The organism is Brevibacterium sp., from assembly GCF_031179145.1.
In the GTDB taxonomy this organism is placed as follows: Bacteria; Actinomycetota; Actinomycetes; order Actinomycetales; family Brevibacteriaceae; genus Brevibacterium.
Map to the genome: position 1 here is coordinate 100,902 of NZ_JAPSIB010000003.1, position 18,914 is coordinate 119,815.

Sequence of the window (18,914 nt, forward strand, 5' to 3'; positions counted from 1 at the left end):
TATCCGCGAGAAGTTATACCCAAGCGGCACAGCGTTCCTGTGGATAAACGAAAGCAAGCCTATGACCAGTAGAAATACACTGATGTAAGTTATCCACCTTGTGGACAAAGGCTGTGGACAGAGCTCAGGCAGTGAGCACGCGCCAGACGTCGCCGCCCACCATCGCGGCCAGCCACGCGATCGCGACCAGGGCGAAGACGATCATCGTACGCCGTTCGCGGACGAGCAGCGCCGCGGCGCCGAGCACGAAGCCCGTCACCAGTCCACCCAGGTGCGCCTGCCAGGAGACACCGGCGACGAGGAATCCGTACCCGAAGTTGAGGGCCACGAACAGCACCGCCCCGCCGATGTTGCGGTCGAGCTCTCGGGTCGGCACCAACAGCACCCCGACGATCGCGAACACCGCTCCGGAGGCACCGATGTTCAGCGTCACCCAATCACGGCTGAAGGGATCGGCGAGGAGGAGCACCGCCGTTGAGCCGCCGATCGCACCGAGGAAGTAGACGACGAAGAACCGGGCATGGCCGAGCGCCCGCTCGACGAAGGAGCCGAAGAAGTACAGCCCGATCATGTTCGCGAGCAGATGCACGGGAGAGGGCTGGTCGTGGACGAGAGCCACGGTCAGGGTCCGCCACGGCTGCTCCAGGGCCAGGGCCGGAACGAATCCCAGACGATGGATCAGGTCGAGGCCGGGAACCAGCTGGAGCAGGAACATGACACCGGTCAGGCCGAGGATCGACCAGGTCACGATGGGACGGAACAGGGAAGGGGCCCGGCCAGTCTCCTGTGCCGAGCCCCCCTCAGGTGTGTCCATCACACCATGGTACTCAGTCGAAGGCCACTGTTCCTCACGCGCAAGGGCGCCTGTCGATCAGCAGTCGATGAGCATCCGATGATCAGGAGATGTCGACCTTCTCGACGATGACCGGTTCCTTGGGCTTGTCCATCGCACCGGTCGGCACGCCCTCGATCTCGTCGACGACCTTCTTCGACTCCTCGTCGGCGACCTCACCGAAGATGGTGTGCTTGCCGTTGAGCCACGGAGTCTCGGCGGTGGTGATGAAGAACTGCGAGCCGTTGGTGCCGCGGCCCATCTGCTTGCCGGCATTGGCCATGGCGAGCAGATACTTGCGATCGAACTGGAGCTCCGGGTGGATCTCGTCGTCGAAGGTGTAGCCGGGTCCGCCGGTGCCGGTGCCCAGCGGGCAGCCGCCCTGGATCATGAAGTCGGTGATGATGCGGTGGAAGCCGAGTCCGTCATAGAAGGGACGCTTGGTCTTCTCACCCGTGGCGGGGTCGGTGAATTCGCGCTCACCCTGGGCCAGTTCCACGAAGTTCGCGACGGTCTTCGGGGCGTGATGGCCGAAGAGGTTGATCGTGATGTCGCCGTGGTTGGTGTGCAGGACCGCTGTGTGTGTTGAAGCTGTAGTCATGCTCTCATTCTTCCACGGCGTCTGCGCTTGTGGAGATTCGCAGGGACCCATGTGCCGACTCTGCCAGCGTTTGCGCAGGCAATTTCCGGATAAGCCTGCGCGCTGGAGTCTGCGGTAACGTCGTAGACTGGAGATTGGTCAATTGAACTCGGCACGGAGGATTTTCAATGTTCATGTCTAAGAAGTCACGTCGGGATCCCGTCGCGTCGAAGCTCGATTCCGCGAAGAAGTCCTCGATCAAGGTTCTCTCAGGTGCCAGCGATTACGCGGCCCCGAAGCTGCGCGAAGCCGCCGACAAGGCGAATCAGCAGGTCGAGTCGCTCGCGGAGAAGGCTCGTCCTCAGGTGGAGGCACTGACCGAGAAGGCACGCCCCCAGGTGGAGGCTTGGGCCGACAAGGCCAACCAGCAGGTGCATGCTCTCGCCGACAGGCTTGACACCTACCGTCCGCAGGCCACCGAAAGGGCCGGGAAGGTCGCGTCCACCGCAGCAGCATCCCTTGCCGCTTACGAGACCCCGCAGATCCTTGACGACCTCGCCGTGCGTCTGACGGGCGACAAGAAGGCGATGAAGAAGGCCCGCAAGGCGCTCACCAATGCCAGCAAGCGCATCTCCAAGGAGACGGCGATCAAGAAGAGCTCGGGCGGCCGCAAGGCTCTCGTCTGGACACTGCTCGCCGGTTCGGCCGCAGGAATCGGCTACTACGTGTGGAAGAAGGCCCAGCCGGTCGAAGACCCCTGGTCGACCCCGCTGCCCAACAACCGGCCCGCCGATGCCCGTCCCGTCGGGTCGACCCCTGCCTCCCGGCAGGGCACCGCTCCGCAGGTGACGCAGACGACTGTCCCCGCCGGCAAGGACGACGCCGACCCCAAGCACTGAGGACTCGGGGTCCTTCCGGCTCCCCTGGGCGAGAAGGACCCCGAGCAGTCAGCTCTGCCCAGTCAGCTCTGCGCACAGAAATGATCACTCTGCTCTGAGACGATCACCCTTTTCGGTGAACATCTCAGAGCACGGTGATCATTGTCGTGTCTGGGTCCGACATTCGCTGTGTCTGGGCCCGACATTCGCTGTGTCTGCGCCCGGCGACCGCTGTCCTACATCCGCTCGGGAACGCGGATGCCGAGGATGCCGAGCCCCTTCTCCAGGGTCGCGAGCACGATCTGGCTCAGGCGCAGTCGTGAGGCGCGCTTCTCCGCCGTGTCGGCGATGAGCACCGGGCACTGCTCGTAGAACGTCGTGAACGCTTGCGCCAGGTCGAAGAGGTACGTGCACAGTTTGTGCGGCTGGGACCCGGCGGCCACCTCGGCGACGACATCGTCGAAGCCGAGGATCGCGAGCGCGAGATCGCGCTCGGCCGCCTCACCGAGGTGTATCGGCGCATCCTGCCACGCTGCCGCCGACTCACCCGGGGTCGCGTCCCCACCGGTCGCCGCAGCGCCCTCCGCCTTGCGCAGGATCGAGCGGATGCGGGCGCCGGCGTACTGCAGGTATGGGGCGGTGTTGCCGATGGGGGCGAGCATCCGGTCGAGGTCGAAGGTGTAGCTCGTGTCGTGGGCGACGGACAGGTCAGCATACTTCACCGCGCCGATGCCGACGATCGCCGCCACCTCGGCCTCCTCCGCGGCGCTGAATTCTGCGCTCGACTCCTGCAGAGTGACCTTGGCACGCTCGATCGCCTCGTCGAGGAGCTCGGCCAGGCGCAGGGGCGCTCCGGACCGGGTGCGCAGTATCTTGCCGTCGGAGCCGAGGACGTTGCCGATCTTCACATGCTCGGGCCTCAGGTGATCCGGCAGCCAGCCGGCGGCGCGGGCGATCGCGAAGACCATCTCGAAATGCAGCGCCTGGGGGGCGCCGACGACGTAGAGGGCGCGGTCGGCGCCGAGCGTCTGCGCCCGGTAGCGGACGGCGGCGAGGTCTGTCGTGGCGTAGCCGTACCCGCCGTCGGACTTGCGGATGATGAGCGGCAGCGGCTCGCCCTCCCGACCGGTGAAGCCTTCGGGGAACACGCACAGGGCGCCGTCGCTGATCCGGGCCAGACCCTTCTCCTCGAGCTCGGCGCAGACCTCGGCGAGGTAGTCGTTGTACATGCTCTCACCAGCGAGGTCGGCATCGGTGAGGCTGACGTCGAGGGTCGAGTAGATGCGATTGAAGTAGGTGCGGGAGAAGCCGACGAGGGTCTCCCAGAGCTCGAGGGTCGGGGCGTCGCCCGACTGCAGGGCGACGACGCGGGCGCGGGACCGGGTCGCGAACTCCTCGTCGCTGTCGAACTTCACCCGCGCAGCCTGGTAGAACGCATTCGGGTTGTCGGAGATCTCCTCCGCCGTGCTCGACTCGATGCCGACGTCGAGGAGGTGTTCGATGAGCATGCCGAACGGCGTGCCCCAGTCGCCGATGTGGTTCTGGCGGATCACCGTGTTGCCGACGAACTCATGGGTGCGGGCGAGAGCGTCGCCGACGACTGTCGTGCGCAGGTGCCCGACGTGCATCTCCTTGGCGACGTTCGGGGCCGAGTAGTCGATGACGACGGTCCGTCCGGCTTCCGACCCGGCTGCGGCTGAGTCGGCGGCCTCGGCACCGGCCGCCAGGTTCTCGGCGAGCCACTCCGGGGTGAAGGTGAGGTTGATGAAGCCGGGGCCGGAGATCTCGGGGGTCTCGCAGACGCCCGCGAGGTCGAGGTGCTCCACGATCGTGGCGGCGACGTCGCGGGGCTTGGACTTCAGCTCTTTGGCCAGTGGCAGAGCGACATTGGCCTGGAGGTCGGCGAACTGACTGCTCCTGATGACCGGGTCGCGTCGCTTGAATTCCTCACCGAAGGCCTGTTCGAGGGCGTGGGCGAAACGAGCGTGGAGAACCGAAGTCAGAGATGGCATGGACCTATTCTATTGGTCGCGCGCTCGGCCCGCCGCGACGCGGCGGATGAATGTAATCTGGAACACGTGACCTATCTTCGCTATCCCCACCTTCACGGTGATCTGATCACGTTCGTCGCCGACGCCGACATCTGGCTCGCGGGCACCGAAGGCGGCCGCGCGTGGCGGCTGACCTCCGACCATGCCCCGGTCCGGAGCCCGCGGTTCTCCCCCGACGGCTCCCACATCGCGTTCGTGTCCCACCGCGACGGCCATCCCGAGCTCATGCTCGCCGAGGTGGCCACCGGTTCCCTGCGCCGGCTGAGCTGGCTCGGCGGCACGGCGACGACCATGCTCGGCTGGGCCGATGACGAACACATCCTCATCGCCTCGAACGCCGGCGAGTTCGAGGTCCGCAGCCTCGTCGTGAAATCGGTGGGCACCGACGGCACCGTCTCGCAGCTGGGTTGGGGCAGAGCCTCGGGGCTGGCCCGGCACCACTCGGGGGCGACCGTGCTGTCGACCCCGTTCTCCCGGCCTCCCGCGCACTGGAAGCGCTACCGCGGAGGCACCGCGCCGAGGCTGTGGCTCGATCGCTCCGCCGACGCCGCCGGCACCGGTGCTCAGTGGCAGCGGCTGCTGCCGGACGAGCCCGCACCGCTGACCGACCCGATGTGGGTCGGTGATTCGCTCCTCTTCGTCTCGGACCGAGCTGCGACCTTCCCCGACCAGGCCCATGAGCAGGCGAACCTGTGGATCTGGGACGGACTGGCGACCCGCACCGACCCGCACGCGGGCGCGCCCCGTCAGCTCACCCACCAGTCCGCAGCCGAAGGATACGTGCGGGACGCCACGACCGATGGCACCCGCATCATCTGGCACAGCCACGGCCGGATCCAGATTCTCGAGCGCCTCGACGCCCCGGTGAGAACCATCGACGTGCAGCTGCCGGGGACGCAGGTGCAGCCGCTCGTCCTCGATTCGAGCTCCGGCTTCGGCGACCTCGCCCCCGACCACGGAGGCAATGCCTCCCTCGTCGAATGGCGCGGGAAGGCGTTCTGGCTGACCCACCGGGAGGGACCCGCCCGCGCCCTGTGCGCGGATTCCTCGATCCGCACCCGCGAGCCCGTCGTCCTCGGGCAGACGGGGAAGGCCGCCTACATCACTGACATCGAAGGGGAGGACGCGATCGAGGTCCGTTCCGTCGACGGCCAGGACCCACCTCGGCGCATCGGGGCAGGGGCTCTGGGCCGGGTTCTGCACATGGTCTCGGACCCGGCCGGGAAGACCGTGGCCACGATCTCCCACGATGGGAACATCCGCCTGATCGACCTCGGCCATGGGAAGGTCCGGGTCATCGGCCACTCGGGGTACGGGGAGGCGCGGACGCCGCGGTTCTCCCCCGACGGTCGCTATCTCGTGTGGTCGCAGCCGACCCGCGGCGAAGAGCTGCTCAGCCAGCTCATCCTCACCGACACCAAGACCGACCACGCCGGCCGGGCCCTGACGAGCGGGAAGTACAACGACTTCTCCCCGGCGTTCACCGCCGACGGGAAGTACATCGCGTTCCTCTCCGACCGCACGTTCGACCCTTCCTACAATCAGCATGCCTTCGACCTGTCCTTCCACGGCACGACCCGGCCCTGGCTGCTGCCTCTGAGCGCCACGGAGGCCGCCCCCTTCGGTCCCAGCGCGAGTGGCTGGGCGATCAGCGAGCCAGATGAGGATGCGAAGTCGGAGAAGTCCAAGCCCGCCACCACCGCCGAGGTGGACCTGGAGGGAGCGGAGGAGCGCATCGTCGCGTTCCCCGTCGTCTCCGGGACTTACCGCGACCTCGAGGCCGCCCACGGCGGCGTGCTGTGGATGCGCTCGGGCGACGAGGGTGAGCTCGGCGCGAAGACCGCCGGCGTCAAGGACGCCAAGCCGGCGGAGTCGATCGAGTTCTTCGACTTCTCCAAGCGGAAGCTCGAGACTCTCGTCGAGAAGGCCGAACGCTACTGGGTCTCCGGGGACGGAAAGCAGATCGTGGTCCTCGAGGACGGCGACCTCACGGTGGCGCCGGCGACCCGGAAGGTCGAGGCCGATGATGACGACGCGGTGTCCGTGGACCTGGGCCGCCTGCGGTTCGAACTCGACCGGCGCGCCGAATGGCTGCAGATGTTCGACGAGAACTCCCGCATCATGCGCGACCACTACTGGCGCTCCGACATGAACGGCGTGGACTGGGCGGGCGTGACCCTGCGCTGGCGCGGGATCGCTGCCAGGGCGCTGACCCATGACGATCTCGTCGACATCCTGTGGGAGACCGTGGGTGAGCTCAACACCTCCCATGCCTATGTCACCCCGCCCGATCCGCTCGGCGAGACGTCGAGGCGGCTCGGATTCCTCGGCACCGACCTCGAACGGACCGCGCAGGGCTGGCGGATCACCCGCATCCTGCCCGGCGAGAGCAGCGAACCCGATGCCCGCTCCCCGCTGCGTCAGGCGGGGGTCGGGGCCCGGGAGGGCGATCTCATCGTCGCCGTCAATGGTCAACCGGTCGACCCGGTGCGCGGGCCGGCTGCGCACCTGCAGGGGGCGGCCGATACGATCGTCGAGCTGACCCTGCGGCGGGGCAGGAAGGATCGGACGGTGGCGATCATCCCGCTCGCCTCCGAGGAGAAGCTGCGCTATCAGGACTGGGTGCGCTCCCGCCGCGACTACGTCGCCGAGAAGTCGGCCGGACGCATCGGCTACGTCCATGTCCCCGACATGATGGCCTACGGCTGGGCGCAGCTGCACCGTGACCTGCGGCAGGCGATGGAATGCGAGGGCGTCGTGGTCGACGTCCGCTACAACCGCGGCGGTCACACGAGTGCGTTGGTCGCCGAGCGCTTCTCCGACCGGGTCGTCGCCTGGAACGCGGCCCGCAGCTACGACGCGATGATCGCCGACCCCGAGGATGCCCGGCGCGGACCGGTCGCCTTCGTCGCGAACGAGTTCTCGGGCTCCGACGGCGACATCATCAACGCCCGCGTCCAGGCCAAGGGCATCGGACCGGTCATCGGCGTGAGAACCTGGGGCGGCGTCGTCGGCATCGACGGCCGCTACGACCTCGTCGACGGCACGTCGGTCACCCAGCCGCGCTACGCGTTCTGGTTCGAGGGCAAGGGGTGGGACGTGGAGAACCACGGCGTCGACCCCGACATCGTGGTCGAGCACGACCCCTCGCAGCACTTCGCCGCCGACGATCCGCAGCTCGACCGCGCCATCGCCGAGGTGCTCTCCGCCTTGGAGGTCAGCCCTGCGGCCACGCCGCCCGAGCTTCCGGTCCCGCGCGTGCGGGGCGGGCAGGAGCAGAAGGGGTAGAGCCGGGCGTGGAACCGTGGTTGAGTGGTGGAGAACGATCGATGCCACCGATGCTCGCCGGGGAGAACCATGGCTGCCACGTACACCTTCGATGTCTTCTGCAGCCTCGACGGGTTCGGATCGTTCGGGCCCGAAGGTGATTGGGGTGGGTACTGGGGCAAGCAGGGTCCCGAGTTCCTCGACCGGCGCGCGGCCCAGTACAAGGAGGCCATGCACCTCGTCCTCGGCGCGAACACCTTCCGCATGTTCCAGATGTACCTCGGCACCCTCACGGCGGAATCCGAAGCGGAGGATCCCGTGAATACGCGCATGAAGCATCTGCCGACCACGGTGGTGTCCTCGACCCTGGAGGAACCCCTCGACTGGCCCGATGCGGCTCTCGTCTCCGGTGATGCGGCCGAGGTGGTGGCAGCGCTCAAGCGCGAATCCGAGGTTCCGCTGCGCTCGCACGGCAGCCTGTCGCTCAACCGGGCGCTGATGGCTGCCGGGCTCGTCGACGCCGTCCAGGTCACGGTCTTCCCCGTCATCACGGGTCGGACCGGAACTCAGCGGATCTTCGAGGACGCCGAGGACTTCGACCTCGAACTCATCGAGCACCGAACCCTCGACGGTCGGATCCAGGAGCTGACCTACCGCCCCACGCTGCACTGATGAGCGCGGTCGCTGTGTTCCTGCGCGCTCTCAGCGACTACACCGCCACGCGGATCCCGGCCCGGGAGGAACGACTCGCACCGTGGCGGATGGCAGTGGCTCGAACCTTCGCCTGGCCGCAATCCTCGCGGCCGAGCTCGCCGCGTTCGAGGGACCACGCATTTGACTGGCGCTCGGCACGACGGCGCTGTTCCAAACCTCGGTGTTCGCCGCCTTCTCCTACTTCTCGCCGTTGCTCACACAGGTTGCAGGAATCTCCCACCAGTTCGTGCCCGGCGTCCTCACGGCCTTCGGCATCGGAGCTCTCATCGGAGTCGTCGTGGGCGGCCGCTTCGCGGACCGGAGCGTGTTCGCCAACATCGTCGGCAGCCTCACCGCTCTCACGTTGAGCCTGCTCGCGCTGTGGGCGGTCGCCGGCATCGGCTGAGCGGCCATCGCCATGATCGTGCTCATCGGCGGGCGATTCGGCCGCTGCCGAGGCCGACACGAATGCAGGAGCCGCCTGCTGAACTGGGCTGTGGCCTCATGACCGCTGTGGCCTCGGTGCACGGGTCTCGGGGGCGTCGTCTTGCCGCATTAAATGTTATCGACTAACATTTGGCTGGTGGTCACCATTCGAGCTCTCCGCACCAGGGCCCGCATCCTCGATGCCGCGCTCGACCTCTTCGAGCGCCAGGGGTATGACGCGACCACGGTGAATGAGATCGCCGAAGCTGCGGGCATCACGCCGATGACGTTCTTCCGCCACTTCCCCACGAAGGACGCCGTCCTCGTCACCGATCCGTACGACCCACTCATCGCCGAGGCGATCGGCACCCAGCCCGTCGACCTTGCACCTCTTGAGCGCACCCGCCGGGGGCTGTTGGCGGCCCTCGGCGACATCTCCGCGCTCGAGGACGCCACAGCCAAGCGCCGGGTCGCCCTCGTCGCCGAGTCGCCGGCCCTGCGCGCCGCCGCAGCCGTCGGCACGGAGGCAACGCAGCAGGCGATCGTCGAGCGCCTGGTCTCCGACGGGGCAGAGCGCCTTGACGCCACCGTCGCCGCCGCCGTCTGCCTGGCCGCAGCCACCGCGGCCCTTCTGGCCTGGGGAACCGCGCCCGATGACACCACCTTGGCCGGCCTCGTCCGCCACGCTCTGACCCAGCTCGCTCCGGATCCCTCATGACTGCGGTCGGTCTCCGATGATCGGTCTCCACATCGATGACGTCTCGCACAGCTTCGCCGGTCGCGTCGCACTCGATCACCTCACCGTGGTGATCCCGCCGGGTCAGGTCACCGCTCTGATCGGCCTCAACGGTGCAGGCAAGACGACGGCCATGCGGACGCTCGCCGGCCGCCTGCACCCCACCGCCGGACAGGTGAGGGTGCTCGGGCACGATCCGGCGAGACTTCCTCCCCGGATCGCCTCCCGGTTCGGTCACCTCGTCGACGCCCCGTTGGTCTACCCGGAACTCACGGTTGCTGAAAACCTCGGCTGTGCCGCCCGCCTCCACGGTGCGGTCAAACGGGATGCTGCGCTCATGGCGAGCGCCACTGTCGAGGCAATGGGCCTGGCTTCGTGGCGACACCGCCCGGCGCGATCTCTGTCCATGGGAAATCGCCAGCGCCTCGGCATCGGCTCTGCCACCCTCCATCGACCGTCCGCACTGATTCTCGACGAACCGACCAGCGCGCTGGATCCGAAAGGCGTGGTCCTCGTTCGCGAACTGATCCGCAACCTGTCCGCCGAGGGGGCGGCGGTCCTCGTCTCGAGTCACCACCTCGACGAGGTCGCACGCATCGCCGATGAGATCGTCGTGCTGCACGACGGACGGGAGATCGGGCGACTGGAACCCGGCGGCACCGACCTGGAACAGAGGTTCTTCGCCATGGTGCTCGACGCCGACGTCAGGGCCACCGATGCCAGAGGCCGGAGGAGGTCTTGAGCTCGGTCTCCGCACTGGCCGCGGCACTGTCGGTCGAATCCCTCAAGCTTCGCCGCTCCCTGATCGCGCGGGTGGCAGGACTGCTGCTCATCGTGCTGGTGCCGACGGTCAGCGTCGGCGCCGTGGCTCTGGCTCGGTCCCCGCTCGCGGTGGGGGCGGCGTCGGCCAAGCTGGCTCCGTACTCCACGGGTGATCTCGTCGCCACTCATCTCTTGGTCTGCGGCCAGGTGCTGTCGATCGGGTCACTGTTCGCCGCCGGATTCGTCCTCGCCTGGTCGTTCGGACGGGAATTCGAGAGTGGGAGTGCGGGAGCACTGTTCGCGCTGACGGTGCCTCGAGCCACGATCGCTCTGGCCAAGGCGCTCGTCGTGCTGGCTTGGTCAGGACTCTGCGTACTCGTGACCGTGGCACTGACCCTGGCTGCCTCGGCCGCGGTCGCGGCGAGTGCCGGGGCATCGTTCGCCGGAGCGTGGAGCGGGGCCGGAATCGCGCTTGCCTCCGGGCTTCTCGGCACCGGCCTGGCCCTGCCGTTCGGATGGCTGGCCACGATCACCCGCAGTCAGCTCGGAACTGTCGGGTGTCTGGTCGGAGTCGTCGCACTTACCCAGATCGTTGTCCTCCTCGGAGGTGGTCCCTGGTTCCCCTATGCGGTGCCCTCGCTGTGGACCGGAATGGGCGGGGCCGCCTCCGCGGCAGCGATCGGGCTGCCCCATCTGCTGACAGCGGCGGCTGTGACTCCCGTGTCACTCTTCCTCATCGTCCACTCGTGGCGTCGCCTGACGAACGTGTGAGCCGTCTGAGGAACCAGGCTCGCTCAGCAGAGGGCGCCTCAGGCCCGCCGGGTCTAGGTTTCAGACCCGCCGGTAGAGGAGGTAGAGGTAGCTGTCATCGGTGGCGTAGGCGCGCTCGAGGTCGAGGTCCAGGGGTGTGGCGAATTCGGCGCCGCTGAGGATGCCTGTCTCATAGCCGGCGACCAGAGTGGGACTGCGAGTCAAGCACACTTCGTCGACCTGATCGGCGCGCAGCAGGTCGGTGAACAGCCGGGGCCCGCCTTCGCACACGATCCGTGAGTGGCCGCGCTCGCGCAGCGCACGGATCACTGCCGGGAGGTCGACGGTCAGCTCTCCGGCGACGATCACCTCGGCGACCTCAGCCGCTTGCTCACGGGCACGCTTCGGAGCCTGGGCGGAGGTGACGATGATGGTCCGGGCATCCTCGGGGGCCTCGGTGAAGAGCGGTGAGTCGAAGTCGAAGCCCAGCCCGTGTGAGACGACCGCCAGCGACGCGGTGGCGCTGCGGCCCTGCCGCAGGTGGCGCCACTGCGGGTCATCCTCGGCGGGACCATAGCCCTCGGTCCGCGCCGTCCCGGCCCCGACGAGGATCACGTCGGCCAGGGCCCGGTTGAGGGAGAAGAGCTGCCTGTCCCACGAATTGGCCAGACCACCGGCTCTCCCCAAGAGGCTCGCGGCGCCGTCGACGGCGGCGATGAACACCGCGCGCACGGTCTCCTCTGCACTGAAGGCGAACGCCTCGTCGAGTGTGACGCCGGTCTGCGGCACCGGAAGCAGCTGAGTCAGTCCCATGGTTCGACGATACCGTCTCGCCCAGCGATCACCTCGGCGACGCCAGTTGATCGTTCAACTAAGGTGGGCCGGTCGTTCACCGTCCACCAGTCAGGAGCCCCCGTGCCATCCGACGCCGCTCTCTCGGAGATCCTCGATCTCCTCGCCTTCGACACCACCAGCCGGGAGACGAACCTGCCTCTCATCGAGCACATCGAGTCCCGCCTCGGCGCATCTGGGATCACATCGGAGCGGGTGACGAACCCGGAAGGCACGAAGGCCAACCTCCTCGCGACGATTCCCGCCCGCGACGGTTCGACGACCGGCGGCATCGTCCTGTCCGGCCACACCGACGTCGTGCCGGTCGACGGTCAGGACTGGAGCAGCGAACCGTTCACCCCTGAGATCCGCAAGGGACGGCTCTACGCCCGGGGCAGCGCCGACATGAAGTCCTTCATCGGCATCATCCTCTCCCGCCTGCCCCAACTCGTCTCCACCGAACTCGCAGAGCCCGTCCACTTGGCGTTCTCCTACGACGAGGAAGTCGGCTGCGTCGGCGCGATCGGCCTCGTCGAGGCGTTCTCCGAGAAGGGCCTCGCACCCCGCGGCTGCGTGGTCGGGGAGCCGACCAGCATGCGCGTCGTCCGCGGGCACAAGTCGATGAACGTCTTCCGAGTCGACTTCCACGGAGTCGCCGCGCATTCCTCGCTGACGCCGGAGGGAGTCAACTCGATCGCCGCAGCCGCGGAATTCGTGAGCTTCGTCCACTCGGTGGCCGCGGAATTCAGAGCCGACGGCCCATTCGACTCGGCCTACGTCGTCCCGTTCACCACGGTCACGGCGAACACGATCGACGGCGGGATCGCCGTCAACACGATCCCCGCGGAATGCACCCTGCGCTTCGAATTCCGGTCCCTGGGAGACGTCGACCGCGAAGCGCTGGTCGAGCGATTCCGCGCGGAGGCCCGGCGGATTGAGTCAGCGATGCAGGCGGAGAACGAAGCCGCGCGAGTCGACTTCCACATCGAGGCCGCAGCACCCGGGCTCGAAACCCCCGCCTCGGCGGACATCGTCGACCTCGCCCGCCGCTGGGGCGGAATCGCTAGTGACGACAAGGTGACCTACGGAACGGAAGCGGGACTCTTCGCCGAAGCCGGCATTCCCACGGTGGTCTGCGGACCCGGCGACATCGCGCAGGCCCACGCTCCCGACGAATTCATCGAACTCGAACAGATCGCGGCGTGCGAGTCGTTCCTCGACTCCCTCATCGCTGATCTGGGCGACGAAGCAGAACAGAGACTTGCATGACCACTTCACTCACCGTCCAGGCCACCCCAGCGCAGCTCGTCGCCGCCCGCAAGGCCGTAATCAGCTCGTCGATCGGCGCCGCTCTCGAGTGGTTCGACATCATCGTCTTCGCGTCGTTCGCAGTCGTGATCTCGGAGCTCTTCTACCCCGAGGGCGACCCCGTCTTCGCACTCATCCTCACCTTCGCCACGTTCGCGATCTCCTACGTCATCCGCCCCTTCGGCGGACTCGTGCTCGGCAGCCTCGCCGACCGGCGGGGGCGGAAGGCCGCGCTCACGCTCACCCTGATGCTGATGATGGTCGGCACCTTGCTCATGGCCGTCGCCCCGACCTACGCCCAGGTGGGGATCTGGGGTGCTCTGATCATCCTCGTCTCGCGCCTCATCCAGGGATTCTCCGCCGGCGGGGAGTTCGGCACCGCCACGACTTTCCTCGTCGAGACCGCGCCGCACAAGAAGATGTTCTACGCCTCCTGGCAGATCGCCAGCCAGGGCGCGTCGATGCTGCTCGCCTCGGCGTTCGGGTTCGCCCTCAACACGATGCTCACCCACGATCAGCTCTACTCGTGGGGTTGGCGGGTGCCCTTCATCATCGGTCTGCTCGTCGGCCCCGTCGGACTCTACATCCGTGCTCGCCTCGACGAGACAGAGGAGTTCAGCTCCAGGGCTCCGGAGAAATCCCCGCTGCTGACCACCTTCGGCCGCCACGGCGGTCGGGTGGCTGCCGGAGCCGCGGCGGTGGGCGTGGCGACGATCTCGGTCTACCTCATCCTCTACATGCCGACCTTCGCCACGAGCAATCTCGGCCTCTCGCCGAACTCCGCCTACCTCGGCGGTGTGGTGGCCGGTCTCATCGCCCTCGTCGGTTCGCCGCTGGTCGGCCGACTCGCGGATCGGGTCGGACCCGCCACCATCATGACGTACACGGCAATGGCTGCCCTGGTGCTCGCGTGGCCGCTGTTCCAGCTCATCGTCACTCAGCGCAGCGTCCCCGTCTTCGTCCTCGTCATCGCCATCCTCGGTCTGCTGATGACGTTCTACTTCGCGCCGCTGCCCGGTCTGATGTCGATGCTCTTCCCCGCCGAAGTGCGTGGAACGGGCCTCTCGGCCTCCTACAACATCGGGGTCACCCTGCTCGGGGGAATCGCACCCCTGGTGCTGACCTGGCTGCTCGACGTCACGGGTTCGCTCAACTCTCCGAGCCTGTACTACATGGGAATCGCAGTCATCTCCCTGCTCGGACTGTTCGTCATCCGCCGGCACTACGGTCTGCGCTGATCGCCGCAGGCAGCCCCTGCCCCACGAGCGCCCCGCCGGTCATCCGGTGGGGCGCTCGTGTCCGTTCCGGACTCAGTGCTCCGCGCGCTGACGCCACAAGTCCGGGGCCGGAGCGGAAGTCCTACACTGGCCTCAACGACGAGGGGAGCATACGATGACCGACATCCGCGTCCGCCGGGTCTATGACGATCCCGCACCGAGCGACGTGACTCGTGTCCTCGTCGATCGTCTCTGGCCGCGGGGAGTGAGCAAGGACCGTGCCGAGCTCACCGAGTGGTGCAAGGACGTGGCACCATCGACCGAACTGCGGAAGTGGTACTCCCATGATCCCGAGAAGTTCGAGGAGTTCTCCCGCAGGTACCGCACGGAGCTCGCGGATGAGGACCGCGCCGAGGCACTGGCCACGCTGCGCAGGTATGCGGAGAAGGGCAGGCTGACGCTGCTCACGGCATCGAAGCGTGACGACATCAGTGAGGCGACCGTGATCGCCGAGGTGCTCGCTGAGACTTGATTCCGATTCGGACCCGGCTGTCGAAGACCGTGCTCAGAGTCCACTGCTCCTGATGCGCTCAAACGCGGTCGCCACGAGTTCGACGTTGTCCCGCGCCCGTCGTCCGTCGGGGAGGATCAGAGTGTCCTCGAGGCCGATGCGGGTGTCGAAGCCCCATCGGACGGCCAGATCGAGGGCGGGCCAAGTCGATCGTTCCTCTCCGTGAAGGAGGATCGGCAGCTCCGGCTCCGCCGCCCGCACCGATTCGACCAGCTCCGTCGCCATCGTGGTGATCTCGTCGACCCCGGCGAGATCGGGCAGTTCGATCAGGACTCGCAGGCAGCGGGATCGCGACGGTGAGTTCCTCCAGCGGCTGAGCCCCTCGAGATGCCAGAGTCCCGCCTCGACGCCGACCCCCATGCCGATGAGCAGCTCGGCGACCTCATCCGCCCCCTCCTCGTGCCAGTTCACCGAGACGAAGTCGGGTATGACCGTCCACGTCCTGATCGCCTCCAGCCTGTCCGCCGGCGAAGACGTCGCCCACGCTCCCGACGTCACTCCGATCGGCACCCGAGGGCACGCCGCTCGGATCGCTGTGACGAATCGATCGACATCGGCCCCGATCAGGCTGTCGTGACCGGTGGGAGACTTGGGATGGACATGCACAGCCGCGGCGCCCGCCGTGATCGACGCCCGGGCCTCCTCGGCGATGGCTGTCGGATCGGCGGTCAGTCGGGGATGCTCGGTCGGGAGGCGGGCACCGTTGACGCAGACTTTGAGCATGCTCCCACGGTAGCCAATGCTCCGGACATGGGAGCGGTCGCGCGACCGTCATTTCGGCACCGGGTGCGCAATACACTGACCTCATGACTGATCAATCGCCCTCGGATTTCTTCGCCCTGCATGTCCCGGGAGACCCGTTCGTGCTTCCGAACGCCTGGGATGTCGCTTCGGCCCTCGCCCTCGCCGAGGCGGGGTTTCCCGCCGTGGGAACGACGAGCCTCGGCGTCGCGGCGTCCGCCGGTCTCCCCGATGAACTCGCGCTGACCAGGCGGAACAACCTCGACCTCCTGAGCAGGATCAGCGACTTCGACGCGGCGCCGATGCTGTCGTGCGATATGGAGAACGGGTACAGTCAGGACCCTGCAGCGGTCGTGGCCGCAGTCGATGAGCTGGTGGAAGTCATGGAAGTCACTTCGCCGATTCGCGGCATCAACCTCGAGGACTCGGCCCACGGCGAGGTCACCGATCCCGGCATTCACGCCGCGAAGATCAGGGCCGTCAAGGATCGCCACCCGGAACTGTTCGTCAATGCCCGCACCGATATCTTCTGGACCGGGGTGAACGACCTCGCCGAGGCACTCGATCGCATCGATCGCTACGCCGTCGCCGGTGCCGACGGGATCTTCGTCCCCGGAAACCTCGACCGTGGCACGATCGCGACGATCACCGAGCGCACCTCGCTGCCCGTCAACGTCCTTGCGATCCCGGGGTCGACCAAGTCTGAGCTGGCGGAGGTCGGGGTGGCGCGGATCAGCACCGGATCACTGCTCTATCGCACCGCCCTGACCGCAGCCGTTAATGCAGCCTGCGGTTTCGCCGATCCGGATGCGAGACCCAGATCGACGTATTCCTACCCCGAAATCTGCGATATGGTCGCAGAAAGCCCGGGGCGCTGACCCGTGTTCGGCCTCCACGCCCGGGCCGCCCGGAACGTGAGGAGCAGCCATGTCGCATCGTTTCAAGGTCGGTGACCACGTGAAATGGAACTCCGAGGCCGGAATGGTCTCTGGGACGATCACCAAGATCCACACCGAGGACTTCGACTACAAGGGCCACAACCGGCGGGCGTCGCAGGACGATCCCCAGTACGAGATCAAGAGTGACAAGACCGATCACGTGGCCGCTCACAAGGAATCGGCGCTGAGCCCGGCCGACGATGACTGATGGCTGAATCCGCGAGCGCATTCTTCACCATCGGTCACTCCAATCGCTCCATCGAAGAATTCATCGAGCTGCTCCGGGAGAGCGACATCGATCTGGTCGTCGATGTCCGCAGGCTCCCAGGCTCGAAGAAGTACCCGCAGTTCAACGAGGACTCCCTCGCACAGTCACTCACCGAGGCGGACATCGGGCTGCGCCGAGCCCAAGGACTGACCGGTCGACGCAACGTCAGCAAGGAGATTCCCTTCGAGGTCAACGCATGGTGGAAGAACCGCAGCTTCCACAACTACGCCGACCATGCCCTCTCGGACGAGTTCCGCGCGAGCCTCGACGAACTCCGCACATGGGGCGAGTCCGCACGGCCGGCGGTGATGTGCTCGGAAGCTGTGTGGTGGAGGTGCCATCGCCGGCTGATCGCCGACAACCTGCTGGCCCGCGAGCTCTCGGTCGAGCACATTCTCGGCAAGGGCCAGGTCAAGCCGGCAGAGCTGAGCGCAGGCGCGGTCATCGACGATGACGGCAGCGTCACCTATCCGCCGACGGAGGACCAGGAGGATTGACGGCCACTCACCCGCGCAGGTCCACGCTGAGGTTGCCCTTGACCGTGGCATAGACCCGACACCAGTCCGCACTCAGGGGCAGCTCATCCGCGTCAGCCCGGAGTCGCCGAGGCGGCCCGTCGATCCCATTCGCTCGCAGTTCGACGAACAGATCGGCGACAACCGGACCCAGTCCCGCGAGATCGGCCCGCGGCAGCACGAACCGGTGAGCAGCGTCGGCGCACTGGACTGCGAATGTGGCCGCCGCCTCGGCGCCGGCATCGCGTGCCCGGGCCACGATCCGGACGATCTCGACATCGCCGCTCGGCTCCAGTTCCAGCTCGAAGCGCACCATCTCCTCGTCGGCAACGACCCGCACCGCATGCGGATTCTGGTCGAGCAGCTCCTGCGTCTCGGCCAGGGACAGCAGCCCTGCGACGTCACGGGAACGGATGAGCTGCGAGCGCTCCCGGAAGGGGAACTCCAGCTCAGCGTCCAACCGTTCGGGGATGAACCGCTCCATGAACAGGGAGTGGGCCTTCACCCACCTGCGCCGGGTCAGTGACGACATCAGGCTCAAACGCTCGGGCTCGTAGAAGCGCAGCACCTTGCGTTGGTGGAGGTCGAGCACCATGAGCTCCGCGAGATCGGGATCGGGCTCCAGCTCCTCGATGATGGTCGCGAGTTCGACCACGGACTTCGTATAGTCTCGCGGCCTCACACCCTGGGAGCTGATGTTCCTCCCGTCATCGCGCCGACGGAGGTAGTAGTAGTCGTAGTCGGCGAGGATCGCGGTCTGGCGGGAATGCAGATAGCACCGGGTCAGCATCATCCCGTCCTCGAGGCGGACCCTCCCCTCCGGAAACCGGATCCCGTGCTTCTCGAGCAGCTCGCGGCGGATCAGCTTCTGCGGCGACAGAGTGGCCAGCACCGTGCGCGCATCGACGTCGACGACGGTGTCGGTGAAGAGAGAAGAACGGACTCTGCGGCCACCGAGTGCCACGAGGCGAGGCGCGAGAACGTCCACGCCGTGCTCATCGGCGAATGCCACCATCCGACGCAGCGCCTCGGGACCGAGCCTGTCATCGGCATCGCAGAAGAAGACATAGTCACCGGCAGCGACGTCGATGCCGACATTGCGCGGTTGGCCCGGCCACCCGCTGTTCTTCTGATGGATGACCCGCCAATTGGAATGCCGGGAGGCGAACTCGTCGAGGAGATTGCCACCGCCATCGGTCGAACCGTCGTCGACAGCAATGACTTCGAAGAGCGCAGGGTCCATGTCCTGTGCGGCCAGCGAGTCGAGCAGTTCGACCAGATACGGCATGGCATTGAACAGAGGGATGATCACCGACACCCGTGCGGTGGAGTCACTGGCTGTGGGACCTGAATCGCTTGCGTTGACCCGGAACTGAGCCAACCGGGCCGCAAACCGCGTGAGCCTGCGCCGCACACCGGCGAATCTGCTGATGGCAGCCACACGGTCCCCTTTGATCTCTCGCGTCAACCTGCATTGTCACAATACAGCTGCGAGAGCAGCAAACGGCGCGCCCGGGTTCCGGGCGCGCCGCAGATGTCGGTCTCAGAGG

Annotated in this window: 19 protein-coding genes; 13 read left to right on the plus strand and 6 right to left on the minus strand. The window is 67.0% G+C overall.

Translation table 11 applies throughout. The features are described from left to right. Positions 1–124: 124 nt before the first annotated feature. Positions 125–814, minus strand: coding sequence for a rhomboid family intramembrane serine protease (locus tag RIT73_RS03660; protein ID WP_309130697.1), 690 nt, complete (start codon positions 812–814; stop codon positions 125–127). An 82-nt stretch (positions 815–896) separates the two neighbouring features. Continuing rightward, positions 897–1,433, minus strand: coding sequence for a peptidylprolyl isomerase (locus tag RIT73_RS03665; RefSeq protein ID WP_309130698.1), 537 nt, complete (start codon positions 1,431–1,433; stop codon positions 897–899). Positions 1,434–1,606: 173 nt separating this feature from the next. On the opposite strand from RIT73_RS03665, the gene RIT73_RS03670 reads away from it, so the two are divergent. Further along, a complete protein-coding gene (locus RIT73_RS03670; RefSeq protein ID WP_309130699.1) occupies positions 1,607–2,311 on the plus strand; it encodes a hypothetical protein in 705 nt (234 codons plus the stop codon). A gap of 215 nt (positions 2,312–2,526) precedes the next feature. Here RIT73_RS03670 and argS read toward each other — a convergent pair whose 3' ends face one another. Beyond that, complete coding sequence (gene argS, locus RIT73_RS03675; RefSeq protein ID WP_309130700.1) at positions 2,527–4,302, minus strand: arginine--tRNA ligase; 1,776 nt, start codon at positions 4,300–4,302, stop codon at positions 2,527–2,529. Positions 4,303–4,368: 66 nt separating this feature from the next. Here argS and RIT73_RS03680 point away from each other — a divergent pair, with 66 nt between their 5' ends. The 6 genes from RIT73_RS03680 to RIT73_RS03705 all read left to right on the plus strand — a co-directional run bounded on the left by RIT73_RS03680 (position 4,369) and on the right by RIT73_RS03705 (position 10,996). Continuing rightward, entirely contained in the window at positions 4,369–7,629 is a 3,261-nt protein-coding gene (locus RIT73_RS03680) for a PDZ domain-containing protein (RefSeq protein WP_309130701.1), read from the plus strand. Between the two features lie 69 nt (positions 7,630–7,698). Beyond that, positions 7,699–8,280 carry a dihydrofolate reductase family protein gene (locus tag RIT73_RS03685; RefSeq protein ID WP_309130702.1) on the plus strand — a complete coding sequence of 194 codons (582 nt, stop codon included), beginning with the start codon at positions 7,699–7,701 and terminating at the stop codon, positions 8,278–8,280. 232 nt (positions 8,281–8,512) lie between these two features. Then, positions 8,513–8,707 carry a hypothetical protein gene (locus RIT73_RS03690; RefSeq protein ID WP_309130703.1) on the plus strand — a complete coding sequence of 65 codons (195 nt, stop codon included), beginning with the start codon at positions 8,513–8,515 and terminating at the stop codon, positions 8,705–8,707. A gap of 177 nt (positions 8,708–8,884) precedes the next feature. After that, positions 8,885–9,445 carry a helix-turn-helix domain-containing protein gene (locus tag RIT73_RS03695; protein ID WP_309130704.1) on the plus strand — a complete coding sequence of 187 codons (561 nt, stop codon included), beginning with the start codon at positions 8,885–8,887 and terminating at the stop codon, positions 9,443–9,445. A 16-nt stretch (positions 9,446–9,461) separates the two neighbouring features. Beyond that, a complete protein-coding gene (locus tag RIT73_RS03700) occupies positions 9,462–10,205 on the plus strand; it encodes an ABC transporter ATP-binding protein (protein ID WP_309130705.1) in 744 nt (247 codons plus the stop codon). Then, positions 10,202–10,996 (plus strand): ABC transporter permease, encoded by a 795-nt coding sequence (locus RIT73_RS03705; protein ID WP_309130706.1) that lies wholly within the window; start codon positions 10,202–10,204, stop codon positions 10,994–10,996. Before RIT73_RS03700 ends, RIT73_RS03705 begins: the two co-directional genes overlap by 4 nt. Positions 10,997–11,056: 60 nt before the next feature. Here the strand turns inward: RIT73_RS03705 and RIT73_RS03710 are convergent, their stop codons facing one another. Continuing rightward, the gene (locus tag RIT73_RS03710) at positions 11,057–11,788 is read right to left on the minus strand and encodes a pyrimidine reductase family protein (protein ID WP_309130707.1); all 732 of its coding nucleotides are present in this window, start codon (positions 11,786–11,788) and stop codon (positions 11,057–11,059) included. 102 nt (positions 11,789–11,890) lie between these two features. Between RIT73_RS03710 and argE the strand changes: the two genes are divergently transcribed. The 3 genes from argE to RIT73_RS03725 all read left to right on the plus strand — a co-directional run bounded on the left by argE (position 11,891) and on the right by RIT73_RS03725 (position 14,863). Further along, positions 11,891–13,075, plus strand: a complete 1,185-nt coding sequence (argE, locus tag RIT73_RS03715; RefSeq protein ID WP_309130708.1) for an acetylornithine deacetylase — start codon at positions 11,891–11,893, stop codon at positions 13,073–13,075. Next, positions 13,072–14,352 carry an MFS transporter gene (locus tag RIT73_RS03720; protein ID WP_309130709.1) on the plus strand — a complete coding sequence of 427 codons (1,281 nt, stop codon included), beginning with the start codon at positions 13,072–13,074 and terminating at the stop codon, positions 14,350–14,352. The genes argE and RIT73_RS03720 overlap by 4 nt, the downstream gene beginning before the upstream one ends. A 154-nt stretch (positions 14,353–14,506) precedes the next feature. After that, the gene (locus RIT73_RS03725; RefSeq protein ID WP_309130710.1) at positions 14,507–14,863 is read left to right on the plus strand and encodes a DUF488 family protein; all 357 of its coding nucleotides are present in this window, start codon (positions 14,507–14,509) and stop codon (positions 14,861–14,863) included. 33 nt (positions 14,864–14,896) lie between these two features. Here the strand turns inward: RIT73_RS03725 and RIT73_RS03730 are convergent, their stop codons facing one another. Continuing rightward, complete coding sequence (locus tag RIT73_RS03730) at positions 14,897–15,625, minus strand: 3-keto-5-aminohexanoate cleavage protein (protein WP_309130711.1); 729 nt, start codon at positions 15,623–15,625, stop codon at positions 14,897–14,899. Positions 15,626–15,708: 83 nt separating this feature from the next. On the opposite strand from RIT73_RS03730, the gene RIT73_RS03735 reads away from it, so the two are divergent. Genes RIT73_RS03735 through RIT73_RS03745 form a run of 3 tightly spaced genes read left to right on the plus strand, consistent with a single transcriptional unit; the run spans position 15,709 to position 17,346 of the window. Continuing rightward, the gene (locus tag RIT73_RS03735; RefSeq protein ID WP_309130712.1) at positions 15,709–16,521 is read left to right on the plus strand and encodes an isocitrate lyase/phosphoenolpyruvate mutase family protein; all 813 of its coding nucleotides are present in this window, start codon (positions 15,709–15,711) and stop codon (positions 16,519–16,521) included. A 49-nt stretch (positions 16,522–16,570) separates the two neighbouring features. Then, positions 16,571–16,789, plus strand: a complete 219-nt coding sequence (locus RIT73_RS03740; RefSeq protein ID WP_309130713.1) for a DUF2945 domain-containing protein — start codon at positions 16,571–16,573, stop codon at positions 16,787–16,789. Beyond that, positions 16,789–17,346 carry a DUF488 domain-containing protein gene (locus tag RIT73_RS03745; RefSeq protein ID WP_309130714.1) on the plus strand — a complete coding sequence of 186 codons (558 nt, stop codon included), beginning with the start codon at positions 16,789–16,791 and terminating at the stop codon, positions 17,344–17,346. The genes RIT73_RS03740 and RIT73_RS03745 overlap by 1 nt, the downstream gene beginning before the upstream one ends. 7 nt (positions 17,347–17,353) lie before the next feature. Here the strand turns inward: RIT73_RS03745 and RIT73_RS03750 are convergent, their stop codons facing one another. Beyond that, complete coding sequence (locus tag RIT73_RS03750; protein WP_309130715.1) at positions 17,354–18,805, minus strand: glycosyltransferase family 2 protein; 1,452 nt, start codon at positions 18,803–18,805, stop codon at positions 17,354–17,356. Positions 18,806–18,914: the final 109 nt, after the last annotated feature.